12 protein-coding genes and 1 pseudogene are annotated in these 14,119 nt (G+C 46.5%); 1 reads left to right on the top strand and 12 read right to left on the bottom strand.

All coding sequences use genetic code 11. The annotated features are described in order from the left end of the window. Positions 1–11 precede the first annotated feature (11 nt). From QU597_RS07390 to QU597_RS07370, 5 genes are all read right to left on the bottom strand, one after another. Positions 12–4,061 (bottom strand): S-layer homology domain-containing protein, encoded by a 4,050-nt coding sequence (locus QU597_RS07390; protein WP_310832041.1) that lies wholly within the window; start codon positions 4,059–4,061, stop codon positions 12–14. A gap of 211 nt (positions 4,062–4,272) precedes the next feature. Then, complete coding sequence (locus QU597_RS07385; RefSeq protein ID WP_310832040.1) at positions 4,273–4,572, bottom strand: iron-sulfur cluster assembly accessory protein; 300 nt, start codon at positions 4,570–4,572, stop codon at positions 4,273–4,275. 108 nt (positions 4,573–4,680) lie between these two features. Next, a complete protein-coding gene (locus tag QU597_RS07380) occupies positions 4,681–5,325 on the bottom strand; it encodes a YczE/YyaS/YitT family protein (RefSeq protein ID WP_310832039.1) in 645 nt (214 codons plus the stop codon). A 221-nt stretch (positions 5,326–5,546) separates the two neighbouring features. Continuing rightward, positions 5,547–6,203, bottom strand: a complete 657-nt coding sequence (locus QU597_RS07375) for a type 1 glutamine amidotransferase domain-containing protein (RefSeq protein WP_310832038.1) — start codon at positions 6,201–6,203, stop codon at positions 5,547–5,549. Positions 6,204–6,222: 19 nt separating this feature from the next. Next, positions 6,223–7,017: an SDR family NAD(P)-dependent oxidoreductase gene (locus tag QU597_RS07370; RefSeq protein ID WP_310832037.1), complete on the bottom strand. Its 795-nt coding sequence runs from the start codon at positions 7,015–7,017 to the stop codon at positions 6,223–6,225. A gap of 142 nt (positions 7,018–7,159) precedes the next feature. Between QU597_RS07370 and QU597_RS07365 the strand changes: the two genes are divergently transcribed. Then, positions 7,160–7,525 (top strand): winged helix-turn-helix transcriptional regulator, encoded by a 366-nt coding sequence (locus QU597_RS07365; protein ID WP_310832036.1) that lies wholly within the window; start codon positions 7,160–7,162, stop codon positions 7,523–7,525. Positions 7,526–7,622: 97 nt separating this feature from the next. On the opposite strand, the pseudogene QU597_RS07360 reads toward QU597_RS07365, so the two are convergent. From QU597_RS07360 to QU597_RS07330, 7 genes and pseudogenes are all read right to left on the bottom strand, one after another. Continuing rightward, positions 7,623–7,745 (bottom strand): annotated as a pseudogene (locus QU597_RS07360) (epimerase); the annotation flags it as partial. 9 nt (positions 7,746–7,754) lie between these two features. Further along, entirely contained in the window at positions 7,755–8,174 is a 420-nt protein-coding gene (locus QU597_RS07355; protein WP_310832035.1) for a DUF3237 family protein, read from the bottom strand. 11 nt (positions 8,175–8,185) lie between these two features. Further along, positions 8,186–9,085 carry an alpha/beta hydrolase fold domain-containing protein gene (locus tag QU597_RS07350; protein ID WP_310832034.1) on the bottom strand — a complete coding sequence of 300 codons (900 nt, stop codon included), beginning with the start codon at positions 9,083–9,085 and terminating at the stop codon, positions 8,186–8,188. Between the two features lie 374 nt (positions 9,086–9,459). Next, positions 9,460–10,494, bottom strand: a complete 1,035-nt coding sequence (locus QU597_RS07345; RefSeq protein ID WP_310832033.1) for an ABC transporter substrate-binding protein — start codon at positions 10,492–10,494, stop codon at positions 9,460–9,462. Between the two features lie 90 nt (positions 10,495–10,584). Next, the gene (yjfF, locus tag QU597_RS07340; RefSeq protein WP_310832032.1) at positions 10,585–11,553 is read right to left on the bottom strand and encodes a galactofuranose ABC transporter, permease protein YjfF; all 969 of its coding nucleotides are present in this window, start codon (positions 11,551–11,553) and stop codon (positions 10,585–10,587) included. Further along, positions 11,543–12,583 carry an ABC transporter permease gene (locus QU597_RS07335; protein WP_310832031.1) on the bottom strand — a complete coding sequence of 347 codons (1,041 nt, stop codon included), beginning with the start codon at positions 12,581–12,583 and terminating at the stop codon, positions 11,543–11,545. The genes yjfF and QU597_RS07335 overlap by 11 nt, the downstream gene beginning before the upstream one ends. A 7-nt stretch (positions 12,584–12,590) precedes the next feature. Next, on the bottom strand, positions 12,591–14,102 hold the full coding sequence (locus QU597_RS07330; protein ID WP_310832030.1) for a sugar ABC transporter ATP-binding protein: 1,512 nt from the start codon (positions 14,100–14,102) through the stop codon (positions 12,591–12,593). Positions 14,103–14,119 lie beyond the last annotated feature (17 nt).

The raw sequence follows: 14,119 nt of genomic DNA, 5'->3' as shown, positions 1-14,119 counted from the left end.
CATTTCGGGGATTATTTGATGATCAAAGAGTTATCTAATACATAATAAAGAGTTCCCTTATCATCATAGAATATGCTCTTCGCACCGGTCAAATCAATTGATTCGATCTTCTGGAAGGTCGTAAGGTCATAAATCCCGTTTCTCCCTAAGGCCGTATTATTCACTACATTCACTGCATAAATCGTTTCTGGGAACGTCCCTTTAATTTCTTGCAGGTTATCTTTATTAAAGGCTTTGTTCTTGACGATAATCATTCCCAGACTTTCCACTAATAAAGCAGGCGCATCCAGCGGATCTCTGTTCATTTCCGGGTAGCCCAAATTGGATTGATCTACTTTGGTGAAGCTGCCATCTTCATGAATGGAATTCGCGTAGATAGTTGAATTGGCTAAGCCGGCATCCCATCCATATTGACTCCAGTAATAGAAGCGGCTGTTATCACCGGTGAACACCATATCCCCTATACCATTAATTTCCGCATTGCCCACACTTGGCTGGAAGGTCGCCTCATCAAAAATCAGCAGCGTCGGAGACCAGTCACCTAAAACAACATACAGACGGCCCGACTTGCTGTAAATATGGCGGTCTGAGAAGTCCCGGGAATCCGCCCCATTCGAATACGTCAAATTCCGGGTAATCTGATAATCACTTAAGCTCACCTCTGTCACCAGATAGTTAGCATCCTTATTAACGATATACAATTTCGTTCCATCTTCAGATAAAGTTATCCCTGCTGGTTTATAAGGCAGTGCGATTTTTTGAATAATAGATTGGCTCTCCGAATCAACAACGATTAATTTTTTGAATGCCTGATCAATCGCGTAAACCTTGTTGTCAGCAGAGTCATATACAGCGTCTACAACCGTTCCTCCCAAATAAATCCCGGGGGTATTAACCGGCGGCACAACCTCCGAAGAAGGTTTGTCAATAAATTCAAGAATCGTTTTTCCCTCTAAGCTGGTCAATGCGAGCAATTGATTGGTTCCATTAAAAATCCGCTGGCCGGTTCCTTCTAATGGTATGGTTTCAATTTTGCTGAAATCACTGTAGTCATACGAGTTAATTAGCTGACCTTTAACCGTAAACAGCCTGTTATGCTCCAGATCGAACACCAAATCATCATAAACCCCATCCATTTTATACACAAAGCTCATGTCATCAAATGAATTATAGGTGGTTGAAAATACTGTACCTGCGCCATTAAATAGATACTTTCCATCCGGCGATAAATGATTATTTGTAGCCAGAGGATAATCTCCATGATAAGGAGAATCGTAGTTGCTAGTGAATTTCCCATCTGTAACGACAAAAGTCTCGATATCTCTTGGACTCGAATCTGTATCCACAGAATAGAGCTTATTCATTGTCGGGTGCATAAGGATATGACTTGCTTGTCTGATTGAATATGATCCTACGGGTGCAAACGTATTGCTGGAATAAGAACGGATTTCCGTCCATTGGCCCGAACCGGATGAAATATACACATTGCCTTGGCGGTCAGCCGTAATACTATAAGGGTCCAGATCAATATCGTAAATATGGTCAATGGTGAGCGTTGCTGTATCTACAACCGCGACGGCACCTTTTTGCTGTTCATCAAAAATATAAGACGAATGCTCTGCTTTCAGGAGAGCCACATATAATTTACCGTCCGCATACGTTAACCTTTCCGGAGGCAAATCAAACGAAACATAGGTCGTCTGCCGGGTCTCATAGTTAATGACGGCGAGTTTCTTATTTTGTTTGTCTGTTGCATAAATAATAGGCTCGCTTGGGTCTTGAACACTGTCCGTAACATTGAAATTTAATTGCATATGCTCATTAGCTAACGTGGTGGCTGAAACAGATTCGCTAAGTGCCGACCCGGTTCCGTTTACAACCGCCATCACTTTATAGTAAACCGTTGTATGCGGAGCGTGCCCGCTATCTGCATAAGAGGTTCCCTTTACCTGAAGATTTGCTCCCGAAGGATCTTTAATAGCACTATAAGGTCCATCCTGCGAGCTGCTTGTGAAAATAGTGTAGTACTCCGCTCCAGGCACCGCATCCCACTTAATATTGATATCCGTTTTGGAGGATGAAGTTGCCGAGACATGATCCAGAGCCGGTGTAATATTCGAAATCCCCTTATAAGCCCACTTCTTGCCTGTACCATCCCACTGTGCTTTCAGCACCAGATAATCCCCGTAGAATACCGAAATTATATCCCCATTCGCCAAAGGAGCTTTAACATCAGCAGAAGACTGATTTGCATGTACAATATTTCCGTTCTGATTGATTTGGAAGTAGATGTCGAGCACACCTGTGTAATAAACAGTGGGAGAATAAGAGCCGTTCATCACCGTTTTACTGAGTAAAAGACTCGGTAAAAAGGCATAGTATGCATTATTGGAAATGGCGGCAATATACTCCGCTGGAGGAAGTGCGCCTCCCTGTACTGTATAAATCCCAACACGGCCCTCAGCGTTCTTATAGGTTGTCCCGTAATCTGTTTCCGTGTCCGGATTAATCAAATTCCACTGTACTTCATTGTAATTGCCAAGTTGGTCAAACCGGACGTACAGTTGATCTTCTACCATGAATACCCCTTGAACTTCAGGTAGTTTGTCCTGTCCAGGCTGTGGCACGGGCTGAGGAGCAGGGCCCGGGCTTGTACCGCCTCCACCTCCACCACTTCCACCTCCGCCTGCAGCTGGCAGCTGTACACTTAGTTGCTGTGCTGGATCCTTCTCCGCGGTGATTTCTTTTCCGTTCACAACAACTGAAACCTCTTTACCCAAAACATAATCTTTAATGTCTTGTTCGAATGTAGAACCGCTCACATTAATGATTGCCTTTGATATCGTACCTTTTCCCTTAACGATAGCAGGGGCATTCAAAGTTAATTGTTTTAACAAGCTATTTTCGGCTACATTAACCGTACTGGACGCTGCCTCTTTGGCTACCTCCAATGCACCGATCTCAGACTTCTCAAGAGCATTTACTGTTGTTTTATTCTTAATCGTTATTTTTGTGAAGGTACCGCTTAAATCCACATATTCATCTGCATTCGTAAGATCAAGTTCAACAGATTCAAAACCCGATTCTTTATTGGTTTCCTCCAGCTTGACTCCTGTTTTTACAATCGTTTTGTTAATACTGGTGTTACCCTCTGATACTATGCGGACTCTCCCCGGCTGCTTATTGATAAGCATTTCATTCAACTTCGAGTCCAGCAGGTGAATACTATTCTCCCCGCCTCCTGCTACAATCGTTCTGCCCGTAACAGTCACCTGATCGAGCTCCGCTTCACCTGCAGCAATGCCCGCAGTTAACAGCAAATCTCCTTCAATTCTGGTATTCTTCAAAGTAACACCTGGAGTGTTAATGGTTACATTTCCCGATATCGTTGTTATTTCCGTTCCACCAAGGGTTCCTTTCTCCATGACAAGAGTACCGATTACTTTATCCAGCATGGCCACTGCTTCTGCCCGGGTAATCGTCTGGAGGGGTCTTAACGTATGATCCGGGTAACCGTTCATGTACCCTTTATCCACAATTTCATTTAAATAAATTTTGCTCCATGCCGGTACTGCGTTGTAATCAGTAAATACCTGTATTGCGGAATTATCATTTGAGGCACTTAGCTGCAGGAGGATATACAGCATTTTTGCCGCTTCCTGCCTGCTTATAGCCGCCTCGGGCCGGAATGTATTATCCCCAAACCCTGAGATATACCCGGCTGACTTCGCTTTTCCAATTTCGGAATAATACCATTTGTCTGATTTTACATCTTTAAAAACTACCTGCGGCTGGTTCGTGAAACCAAAAACTTTATTGACAATCGAAGCAAACTCAGCCCGTGAAATACTAGCGTTCGGTTTGAACGTGTGATCTGCATATCCTGAGATCAAACCCTTATCCAACCATTTAGAAATCTGACTGCTTGCCCAGCTGTTATGTATATCGGTCATTGTTTCAGTTGACTGATGTGCGGAGGCTGCAAAAGTCAGTTGACCCCCAAAAAGCAAATTCACTAGAACCAGTAACCCTAATAAAGTATTCAAAATCCTTTTTCCCATAAGTTCCCCCTATAATTGTGACAGACTAGATCGCCATATATCCACAGGTCCATCGATTCAATAAAATCATATAATAAACAAATATCCAAGTCTATACAATTACTACAGCAGCAAAAAAGTACAAAAATAAGCGATAACCTCCTCGTCCCGCAAAAAAAGAGTTCAGCCCATTTCAGGCTGAACTCTTTTATAGTAAGTGTTAATCAACTGCTTATTTTTCAAGAAAACCTGTAGATGGATTCGTGATAAAGAAGCCCTCTTGCGGCACATAAAAATATTGAATCCAAACGCCGTCCAAAAGTGGCTCACGCGTATCCAGCAATACCTCGATCCCCTTGTCGGTAGCGACAATTTCATCATGCTCGGTTGGCGTATCCAGAGTCACATCATAATGGCCGTGATCCCCGTGATTCTGCGTAATGACTACACGAATCTTTTTGCCTTCCGCTTCCTGAGTGCTCAGCATATCCTTCAAAACTTTAGTTGCATTGCGATTAATTTTACATTTCATCCTCTAGCGACCTCTATTCTTCTTAAGATACAGTAAGAAGCTTATTATAACATATATTAAGATACTATATATAATTCAGTCCGCAGGAAAATCGTTGGAGTTGAATCATTATCCGGCTGTTGAGCCTCTCTTTGCCAGTAGCTTCTTCGTAAAATTCACATCAAAGAATTGAATGATGGGTCCCAGACCGAATACGGTCGCCAGTGTTCCCAGCCCGATGATGCCTCCTGCCAGGAAGCAAACCAAAGCACAAAGAGCATCTGTAAACATTCGATGCCAAAAATATGAGATTTTCGGGAATCTTTTGTTCATAATCAGGGACAGGCTGTCATAGGGAGCTACTCCCACCTGTGATGTCTGATACAAGGATATCCCGAAGCTGCAGACCACCACGCCAATCGCCACGGTGACCACCCGCTGCCAGAACATCTGAGGTTCGCCCAGCAGATCTATCCAGATATTATAAAAGAAAGTAGCTATGTAACCCAGAAAAATTGCATTTACGAAGGTTCCGGCTCCAATTAGCTTTCGTCCCCAGATACATTGTATTACAAACAATACAAGATTCAGTAAGATTAGAAAATTGGCATATACGATACCGCTGGAGTCTGCAAGTGCCATCACCATGCCGCTGAAGGGATCGTTCCCCAGGCCAGACAGCTTAAAGATACTGATTCCCATGCCCAGAAAAACATTGCCCAAAACCATAATGATCAATCGTGTTGTATCTACTTTAATCAAATACCTCTTCATATGGCCCGTCCTATGTTCATAGTATAGTTCTGCTTTTCACAAACAACGAGGTCATTATATCATAATTTCACTGGCAGGGCGGTACCTTCTTCAAGGCTAAACACCTTCCGGAAAAGAAATATTTAAACAGAAATGACCCGCAGGATGGCCATTGGTTTAAAATGTCCATCCTGCGGGTCACATATTTTTTCCCAATGCCTACATTAGAATCTGTACCCTCATTAACCGATTTTCCGGATAACGGCATCAGCAACGGCAAGGGTTGATTGGGGATTCTGTCCTGTAATCAGATTGCCGTCGATTTCAACGTGGCTCACCCAATTCGGGGCAGCAACATATATGGCTCCCAGCTCACGAATTTTGCTTTCGAGCAGAAACGGCAAATCTGATTCAAGGCCCGTCTGCGATTCTTCGGGATTGGTAAAGGCGTTAACTCTTTTTCCAGCCACAAGCGGATTGCCGTTTGATAATGTTGCACCAACCAGCCCGGCAGGGCCGTGGCAGACCGCAGCTACTATTTTGCTGTTCTCATAAAACTGCCGCAGAAGCTGCTGAAGCTTGGAGTTGCCCGGCAGATCATACATGGTACCATGTCCACCCGGGAGGAATATAGCATCAAACTGGCTCTCTGATATTTCTTCCAGCGGAACGGTGTTAACAAGGTGCTCTTGAGAATTCAAAATTTCTGCCGGAGTATTAACATCGACGCTGCCTGGATCAACCGGCGATTTTCCTCCAAGGGGACTCGCTACAACTACCTCATAACCTTGTTTCTGAAATGCTTCATACGCTTCGGCAAATTCAGATAACCATATTCCTGTTGCTTTACCTGGCTTAATCTCCGAGTGATTCGTTACAACCATCAATATTTTTGTCATTCTGATCTCCTCCTTAGATTTACATAATGGACTGGATAATACCGCCTTCGACGCGCTGGGCAATACCATTGATAGCCGCTGCGTTCACGGAGCTTAGAAATACGATTGTATCGGCTACTTCCTCTATGCTTGCGAAACGCTGAATTAAGGAGGTAGGCGTGCTTTCCTGGAAATACTCACGGATGAAGGGTTCCAGCTCCTGACCTTTCTCCGTAGCCAAGTCCGTAATGAATTTGGCAAATCCCTCTGTCCAGGTTGGGCCAGGAAGCACAGAGTTGACGGTTACGCCTGTACCCTTCGCCAGTTCAGCCAATCCCCGGGATAATGTAATAAGGGCAGTTTTAGAAACCCCATAAGGAATCAGTTCCGGATAAGGCTTAATTCCTGCTTCACTGGCAAGATTGATGATACGCCCCCAGTTTTTATTGATCATACCAGGGAGGAATGCGCGGGAAAGCCTTACGGAACTGAGCACATTGGTTTGATAATAGCTCAGCCATTCCTCATCCGTAACGTCTACAAAGGGTTTAACTTCAAAGACCCCGGTGTTGTTAACTAGAACATCTAACGAACCCAACTCGTTGACCTTATCCACCAGAACCCGGCTTTCCTCGGCTGTGGATACATCGGCTGCAATTCCGTACACCGTACCGAATGCCGACAACTCCTCAACAACGGCTTGAACCCCATTCTCCGTTCTGCCATTGATGATGACCCGGGCGCCTTCCTGCAGGAAGCTCTTAGCGGTGCCCTTGCCAATTCCTCCTGTAGATCCCGTAACAAGGACCAGTTTATCCTCTAATCCTAAATTCATAGTGCTTACCTCCAAGCAGGTATTTGTTGACCGGTTAAGATCATGTGATCATTGTAGAGTGATTATTCGAATTTAAAAAGTACGCACTATTTAGTGCCATAGACACTTTATGGTACTATAGGAACTAAAAAGTGCTTAGGAGGTGCTTCAGATAAAAAGGTACAATATTCCAGTTGAGGCGGCGTTGGAAGTCATAGGCGGTAAATGGAAAGTAGTCATTCTCTGCCATTTGATCCTGGGCACCCGGAGAACAAATCAGTTAAAAAAACTAATGCCTGGTATCACGCAAAAGATGCTCACCCAGCAGTTGCGTGAGCTGGAGAGTGATGGCGTAATTGAACGAAAGGTATACAATCAGGTTCCGCCGATGGTAGAGTACACATTAACGGAGTATGGCTCATCTCTTAAAGATATTCTCGACTCGTTGTGCAAGTGGGGCGAGAATCATATCGTGAAGGTGCATGGAATCAACCACGACCTCCTTGAAGAAAGCATACTGAATCATTAGAACAACGCACGCAAACAAGCAGGCTAGAACCGATAGCCTGCTTGTTTGCGTTTGGATAAGTCCAAGGGTGAAGAGGTGTCATAGATCCGGAAGGTTACCGTTTCAATTTCGAACGTGAACGCCCATAAGCAATAGTACTTATCCCTCGTTTCGCCAATTCTTCCGTGATTGCTGCTCCCGTCCCGCCCCTTGCTCCAATTACAATCGCTTTTATCCACAACAGCCATCATCAGGTTATCCTGTATATTTTTATATCCACCCCTGCCTCTGTTGAATGTCCTTCCCCGACAAAGATACCGCTATTTAAGAAAGACAATGCTTTACTATCCGTAATCATTTTGGGTGTCGTGCGGAACAGACAGGTCTTCAGCTCTTTATAGATATCCCCGTTATTTTCGATATAAATTTTGCAGGGCTGCCCGGTATAGTCCTTTCCCTCCAGCATATACCTGGCCGACAGGCTATGCCGATCGCCGAATCTTCCAATGATCTGAGTGTCCACCCCGCCATCAAGAACTATTCCTTCGAAATACTTTCCCGTCACGGTGCCGGTGAAAGATATCATGACTACGGAATCATCGTCGGTATTGCGTAATTCAGAAGACTTCTCTATTTGTACATGTACAGTGAGCACTTCCTCAAATCCCATGTGATCCCTCCTCAGCGTGGCCGGTTTAAGTGAGCAGATAAAAATTTAGCTGTAATTTCAAGCACCTGAGGACTCCAGAAGCCTGGCCCGTGATCCGCGCCTGCCACCTTATAGAATAAAACGTTCTGTCCATGCGCTTTCAAAGCTTTATACATCTCTATACTCTGATTAATATGTACAATATGGTCACTGTCTCCATGCACGATCAAAAATGGCGGAAGCGCTTTAGCCAAATCCTGATGAACAGGGCTCGCCTTCTTCGCCAATTCCGTATGTTCCTTTACTGCCCCGCCAATGAACAAGCCTTCCGGTGAGTCGGCTGCATCGTGGTCAAGAATATTATTATACTTTCCTAAGGTCAGCAGGTCCGAAACTCCGTAATAGTCGATGACTGCGCTAACCTTGTCCGACTGTTCGCTGTACAGACCGTTATCGTACTCGCCCATGGTAAGCCCCGTCATTAAGGAAAGGTGTCCCCCGGAGGAATCTCCCCAAACCGCTACACGGACCGGATCAACACCATACTCCTCTGCATTCCTGCGCATAAACCGGATCGCGCATTTCACATCCTCAACGGCAGCCGGAAACCGTGCAATATCGGTGTCCCGTATTTCCACGCTGGCTACCACGTACCCTTTTGCTGCAATGTGAGAGAGATTAGGAAGACCGGAGTATACATCCTGTTTTCTCCATGCAGAACCTTGGATAAAGACGACAAGAGGGAACTTATAGCCGCTTCGGGATGGCATGATGATCTGCAGTCTTCTTTCCAAATCACCGTAGGTTGCGTAAACTACATCAGGACGGTAAGTACAAGAATAATAGGAGCCTCCTTCCGCAAAATCCCCATAAAGAATCTGTGTTCCTTCGGGTGTTTCGTTGGCTGCAATATCCGCTGCTTTCTGATCCACTGTTAGCAACTCCTTGTAAAAAATATGATCACTATTACTATATATGCTGAACTTTAGAATTACCCAATCAGCATTGTGCGCAGACTGCGGGGAATGTTTGGACTTCCGGCCGCCGTTAGGATTGGATTTCTTGATTACAACCACTTTTCGCGGTAGAAATCCAATCCTAGCTTATGCTTCCGAAGCGAGCTTTCCTGCGGAAAACTTTCAGGCGGACGCTATCGCTCCTCCAGTTCCAAACTTCCCCTCCGTTGCTTTGCCTTTAAGTAGTTCTTTAGTTCAGCTTATATAAATTCTTCTATACAACAAATATACTATCATTCTTGGGTTTAATATAGCATGCAGCCCTGTACTGCTCCAGCATCCGGCTCCTCCTAATATTTACGGTACTCTACTTCTTTAGCAGCCAGTTCCTGAGTGAAAATATCTTCGGGTGTGACCATTCTTTTGGGCAGGGTTCTCCCGGCCATGATTTCTTTTACAGCCTGCATCAGCAAAGGGCCAAGCAGCGGATTACATTCCACAACCGCATTAATATTCCCGTCAACCATCTGCTCGAATGCGCGCCGGGTGCCGTCTACAGAAATGATGATGATATCGCTGCCCGGCTTCAAACCAGCCTCCTTGATCGCATCTACTGCACCTATTGCCATATCATCATTGTGGGCGAACAGCACCTGGGGCCACTTATCTTTAGGCTGCTTTAAAAACTCCCTCATGATCTTCCGTCCGCCGCTCTGAGTGAAGTCTGCCGGTTTCGTCTGAGTGATTTGAAATTTATCATTTGCTTCAATGGTCTTCCGGAAACCTAAACCACGGTCGATAGAAGGGGTTGATCCCACCGTTCCCTGCAGCTCAGCGATTTGAATGATACCGGAGTGATGGCGCATTCGATCAATCATATATTTGGCTGCCTTCACACCTTCTTCATAAAAATCGGATCCGATAAACGTAATGTAGAGCGAGCTGTCCTCCACGTTCACAGACCGGTCCAAGATAATGACCGGTATACCCGCCTCCTTGGTTTCCTCAAGAATAGCCTCCCAGCCCGTCTGCACTACAGGCGCAATAGCAATCATATCCACATCCCTGCGGATGAAAGAGCGGATCGCCTCAAACTGCTTGTTCTGATCCTGTTCAGCATTAGTCATAAGCAGAGTTATTCCCGCTTCTATGGCCGCCTCCTTGATAGAGGCCGTATTTGCCTCCCTCCAAGTACTTTCAGAGCCAAGCTGGGAGAATCCCAGGATAATAGGCTTCATGGGATTCGGCTCGCCAGGAGGTTCGAAACCAGTAATTAAGGGGGAAACGGGCGGCGGAGCTGTAGGCAGGGAACTCTCCCCGCTGCTCTTGGAGCAGCCCGTCATGAGCAGCAACCCCAAAATCAGACACCATTTTACCAGTTTCATGGATGACCCTCCTTTGTGGTAGCGATTTCATTTAACATAACAAAACATTGGGAAACAGATGACACCGTCTCCCAATGCATATATTCCCTGTTATTGTTTCAGTGAAGAACGGTTCGCGCTTAATACCCGCTGCAGAAGGATGAATACGAACAGCAGCAGGCCAATGACAATTTTGGTCCACCAGGAACTCAAAGTACCTTCAAAACTGATTATCGTTTGAATTACACCTTGAATGAGTACCCCGAAAAAGGTTCCAAGTACATATCCTACTCCGCCGGTGAGCAGCGTGCCTCCAATAACTACGGCAGCAATCGTATCGAGCTCAAAGCCTACAGCATGAAGCCCGTATCCTGACAGCATATAAAAAGTAAAAACAATGCCGGCCAGTGAAGAACATAATCCGCTTAAAGTATAAACTAAAACTTTAGTGCGTGCTACAGGAAGTCCCATCAGCAGCGAGGATTGCTCACTGCCTCCCAGCGCATATACATTGCGTCCGAAACGGGTATAGTGGGCGATGAAGATCGCTATAGCTGCAATAATTAAGGCGATAATGGCACTGATCGAGATGAAGCTTCCGCCCGGCAGCGCAATTTTGGTCTGTGCTACAGAGGTGTAGAACGGATTATCGATCGTTATTGTATCAATACTAATCACATAACATAGCCCTCTGGCCATAAACATCCCTGCCAGCGTCACGATGAAGGGCTGAATTTTGAAATAATGAATAATGGCGCCCATCCCGCATCCGAATGCAGCCCCCATCAGCAGCACCAGTGGTATAACAACCGCGGGCGACCAGCCATGCTGCTGCACCAGGCTGGCAGAAACCATGGTGGAGAGTGCGATAATTGACCCGACAGACAGATCGATCCCGCCCGATAGAATGACAAACGACATTCCAACGGCTGTAATAAGCAGAAACGCATTGTCTATAAGCAGGTTCATGAGCACCTGCAGCGAGAAGAAGCCGGTATACCGGAAGGAGCCCGCGGTGAACATTAGAAGGAACAACAGAATCGTTACAACAATAGGAATATATTTGCGGTTAAGAGACATGACGGATACTCTCCTTTTCTCCGGGATAATGCCGCGTCTTCCAGCGGTAGAAAATGGCGGCCCGGAAACTGTCGGACTGAATCAGGCAGACAGCAAGAACAACAAACGACTTCACAACAAGCGTGATCTCCGGAGGTACTCCGATCATATAAATAGTAGTGGTCAGTGTCTGGATAATCAGCGCACCAATTACCGTTCCGGTAAGATAGAAACGTCCACCGTTCAGTGAGGTTCCTCCAATCACGACGGCCAGGATAGCATCAAGCTCATACCATAGTCCCGCATTGTTACCATCAGCACTCGAGACATTAGAGCTGAGTATCAGTCCTGCAATCCCTGCGCACACCCCGCAGAATACATAGACCGATAGAATGACCCAATTTGCCCGGATGCCCGCCATAAGGCTTGCCGTCGGATTACATCCGACCGACTCAATGAACAAGCCCAGAGACGTTTTGCGGGTAAGCAGCAAGGCGACAACCAGCATCAGGACTACTACAAAAATAGAAAACGGCAGTGTGGCCAGCGCCCCCGAGCCAATGTAGGAGTATTTGCTGCTGCTAACCGTTATAATCTGCCCTCCGGTCACTAACTGGGCGATTCCGCGTCCGGCAACCATTAGAATCAGTGTAGCGATAATCGGCTGAATTCCGGCTACCGAGACCAGCAGACCGTTCCACGCCCCGAGGAGGACCGACAGTCCGACGGCAAGCAGAATAGAAATTACAATCAGACCCAGCGCGTTCTGGTCTGTGCCTTTACTGATTGTCAGGCAGGCAAGTGCACCTGAGATGGCAACGATAGAACCTACCGACAGGTCGATGCCTTTGGTAGCCACGACCAGTGTCATCCCGATGGCCACCAGTATCAGCGGGGCACCGAAATTAAGAATATCGATCAGACTGCCGTATAGATGTCCATCATGCATTGTAATTGAAAAGAAATCCGGCGAATAGAGCAGATTGAACAGCAGCAATGCAGCCAGGATACAAAGCGGCCAGAATAGATGATGCTTGTATAGTTTTCCCATTCCCGTTTCAGCCCCCCGCTATTGCCTGCATAATTTGATGCTGGCTCATATCTTTGCCCGAGATTTCCTTAACCTTACGGCGGTCACGTAATATGGCAATCCGGCCGCTTACGCGCAGCACCTCCTCCAGTTCGGAGGAAATGAACAGAAACGACATGCCTTGCCGTGACAGCGACAGCACCAGCTTCTGAATCTCCGCTTTAGCTCCAATGTCAATTCCCCGGGTAGGCTCATCAAGGATGAACAGCTGTGGTGAAGTCAGCAGCCATCTGGCCAGCAGCACCTTTTGCTGATTCCCTCCGCTCAGGTTCTTAATCAGATGGTCGGGACTCGGAGGATTGATGTTAAGCATGCGGATATATTCATCCGCATACTCTTCCTGCTGTTTGCGGGAAATGGTGCGGAATACGCCTTGTTTAGCCTGAAGGGCCAGGATAATATTTTCCCTGACGGTCAAATCGCCGATAATCCCCTCCGTTTTACGGTTCTCTGAGCAGAATGCAATCCGGCGGCCGATTGCCTCACGGGGAGTATGGACACCCTCGCTTCTTCCAGAGAACTTCAGTTTACCGGAGTCCGGCTTGTCGGCACCGAAGAACAGGCGGGCTGCCTCCGTCCGGCCTGATCCGAGCAGACCGGCAAGTCCCACTACTTCTCCTTTATGGATGGACAGATCGAAGGGTTCAATAGCTCCTTTGCGTCCCAGACCTTCCGCCTTGACCAATTCTTCACCAAGAGAATCCTTATACTCTTCAGCCAGGCTAGGCAATTCCTCCAATAAGTTAAGCTCCTTGCCAATCATTTTGAGCACAAGATCCAGCCGCGGCAGATCCTTGGCCATGTACTCACCGACAAACTCACCGTTGCGCAGAATGGTTACGCGGTCAGAGATCTCATACATCTGATCCAAAAAATGAGTGACAAAAAGAATCGCCAGCCCATCCTGTTTCAGCTTCTCCATGATCCGGAAGAGCTGCTGCACCTCATTCTTGTCAAGACTTGAAGTCGGTTCGTCAAGAATCAGTACCTTGGCCGAGATATTGAGCGCTCTGGCAATCGCCACCAGCTGCTGCACCGCAACAGAATACATATAGAGCGGCTCCGTGACATCGATCTGCAAATTCAGGCGTTCGCTGAGGATTTCCTGAGCGCGCTTATTCATTTCCTTCCATAGAATTCTCCCGAATTTTCTCGGTTCTCTTCCAATAAATATGTTCTCCGCAACTGTCAGATTAGGACATAGGTTGACTTCCTGATATACGGTGCTGATTCCCGCAGCCTGTGACTCCAGCGGACTCTGCACCGAAATAGGAGCCTCCTCCATTTCCACGCTGCCCTCATCTATCGAATACACACCGGTCAGCACCTTGATCAGCGTCGACTTGCCAGCGCCATTCTCACCCATCAATGCATGAACCTCACCCGGAAACAGACGGAGATTCACATTACTTAGTGCTTTGACACCTGGAAACCGCTTGTGAATCTGCTTCATCTGCAGTATGGGCTTCTGAGTGCTCATTTCATCATCCACTCCTC

It is taken from the genome of Paenibacillus pedocola (genome assembly GCF_031599675.1).
Lineage (GTDB): Bacteria > Bacillota > Bacilli > Paenibacillales > Paenibacillaceae > Paenibacillus_AQ > Paenibacillus_AQ pedocola.
This window is presented reverse-complemented; position numbering and strand designations above follow the sequence as displayed.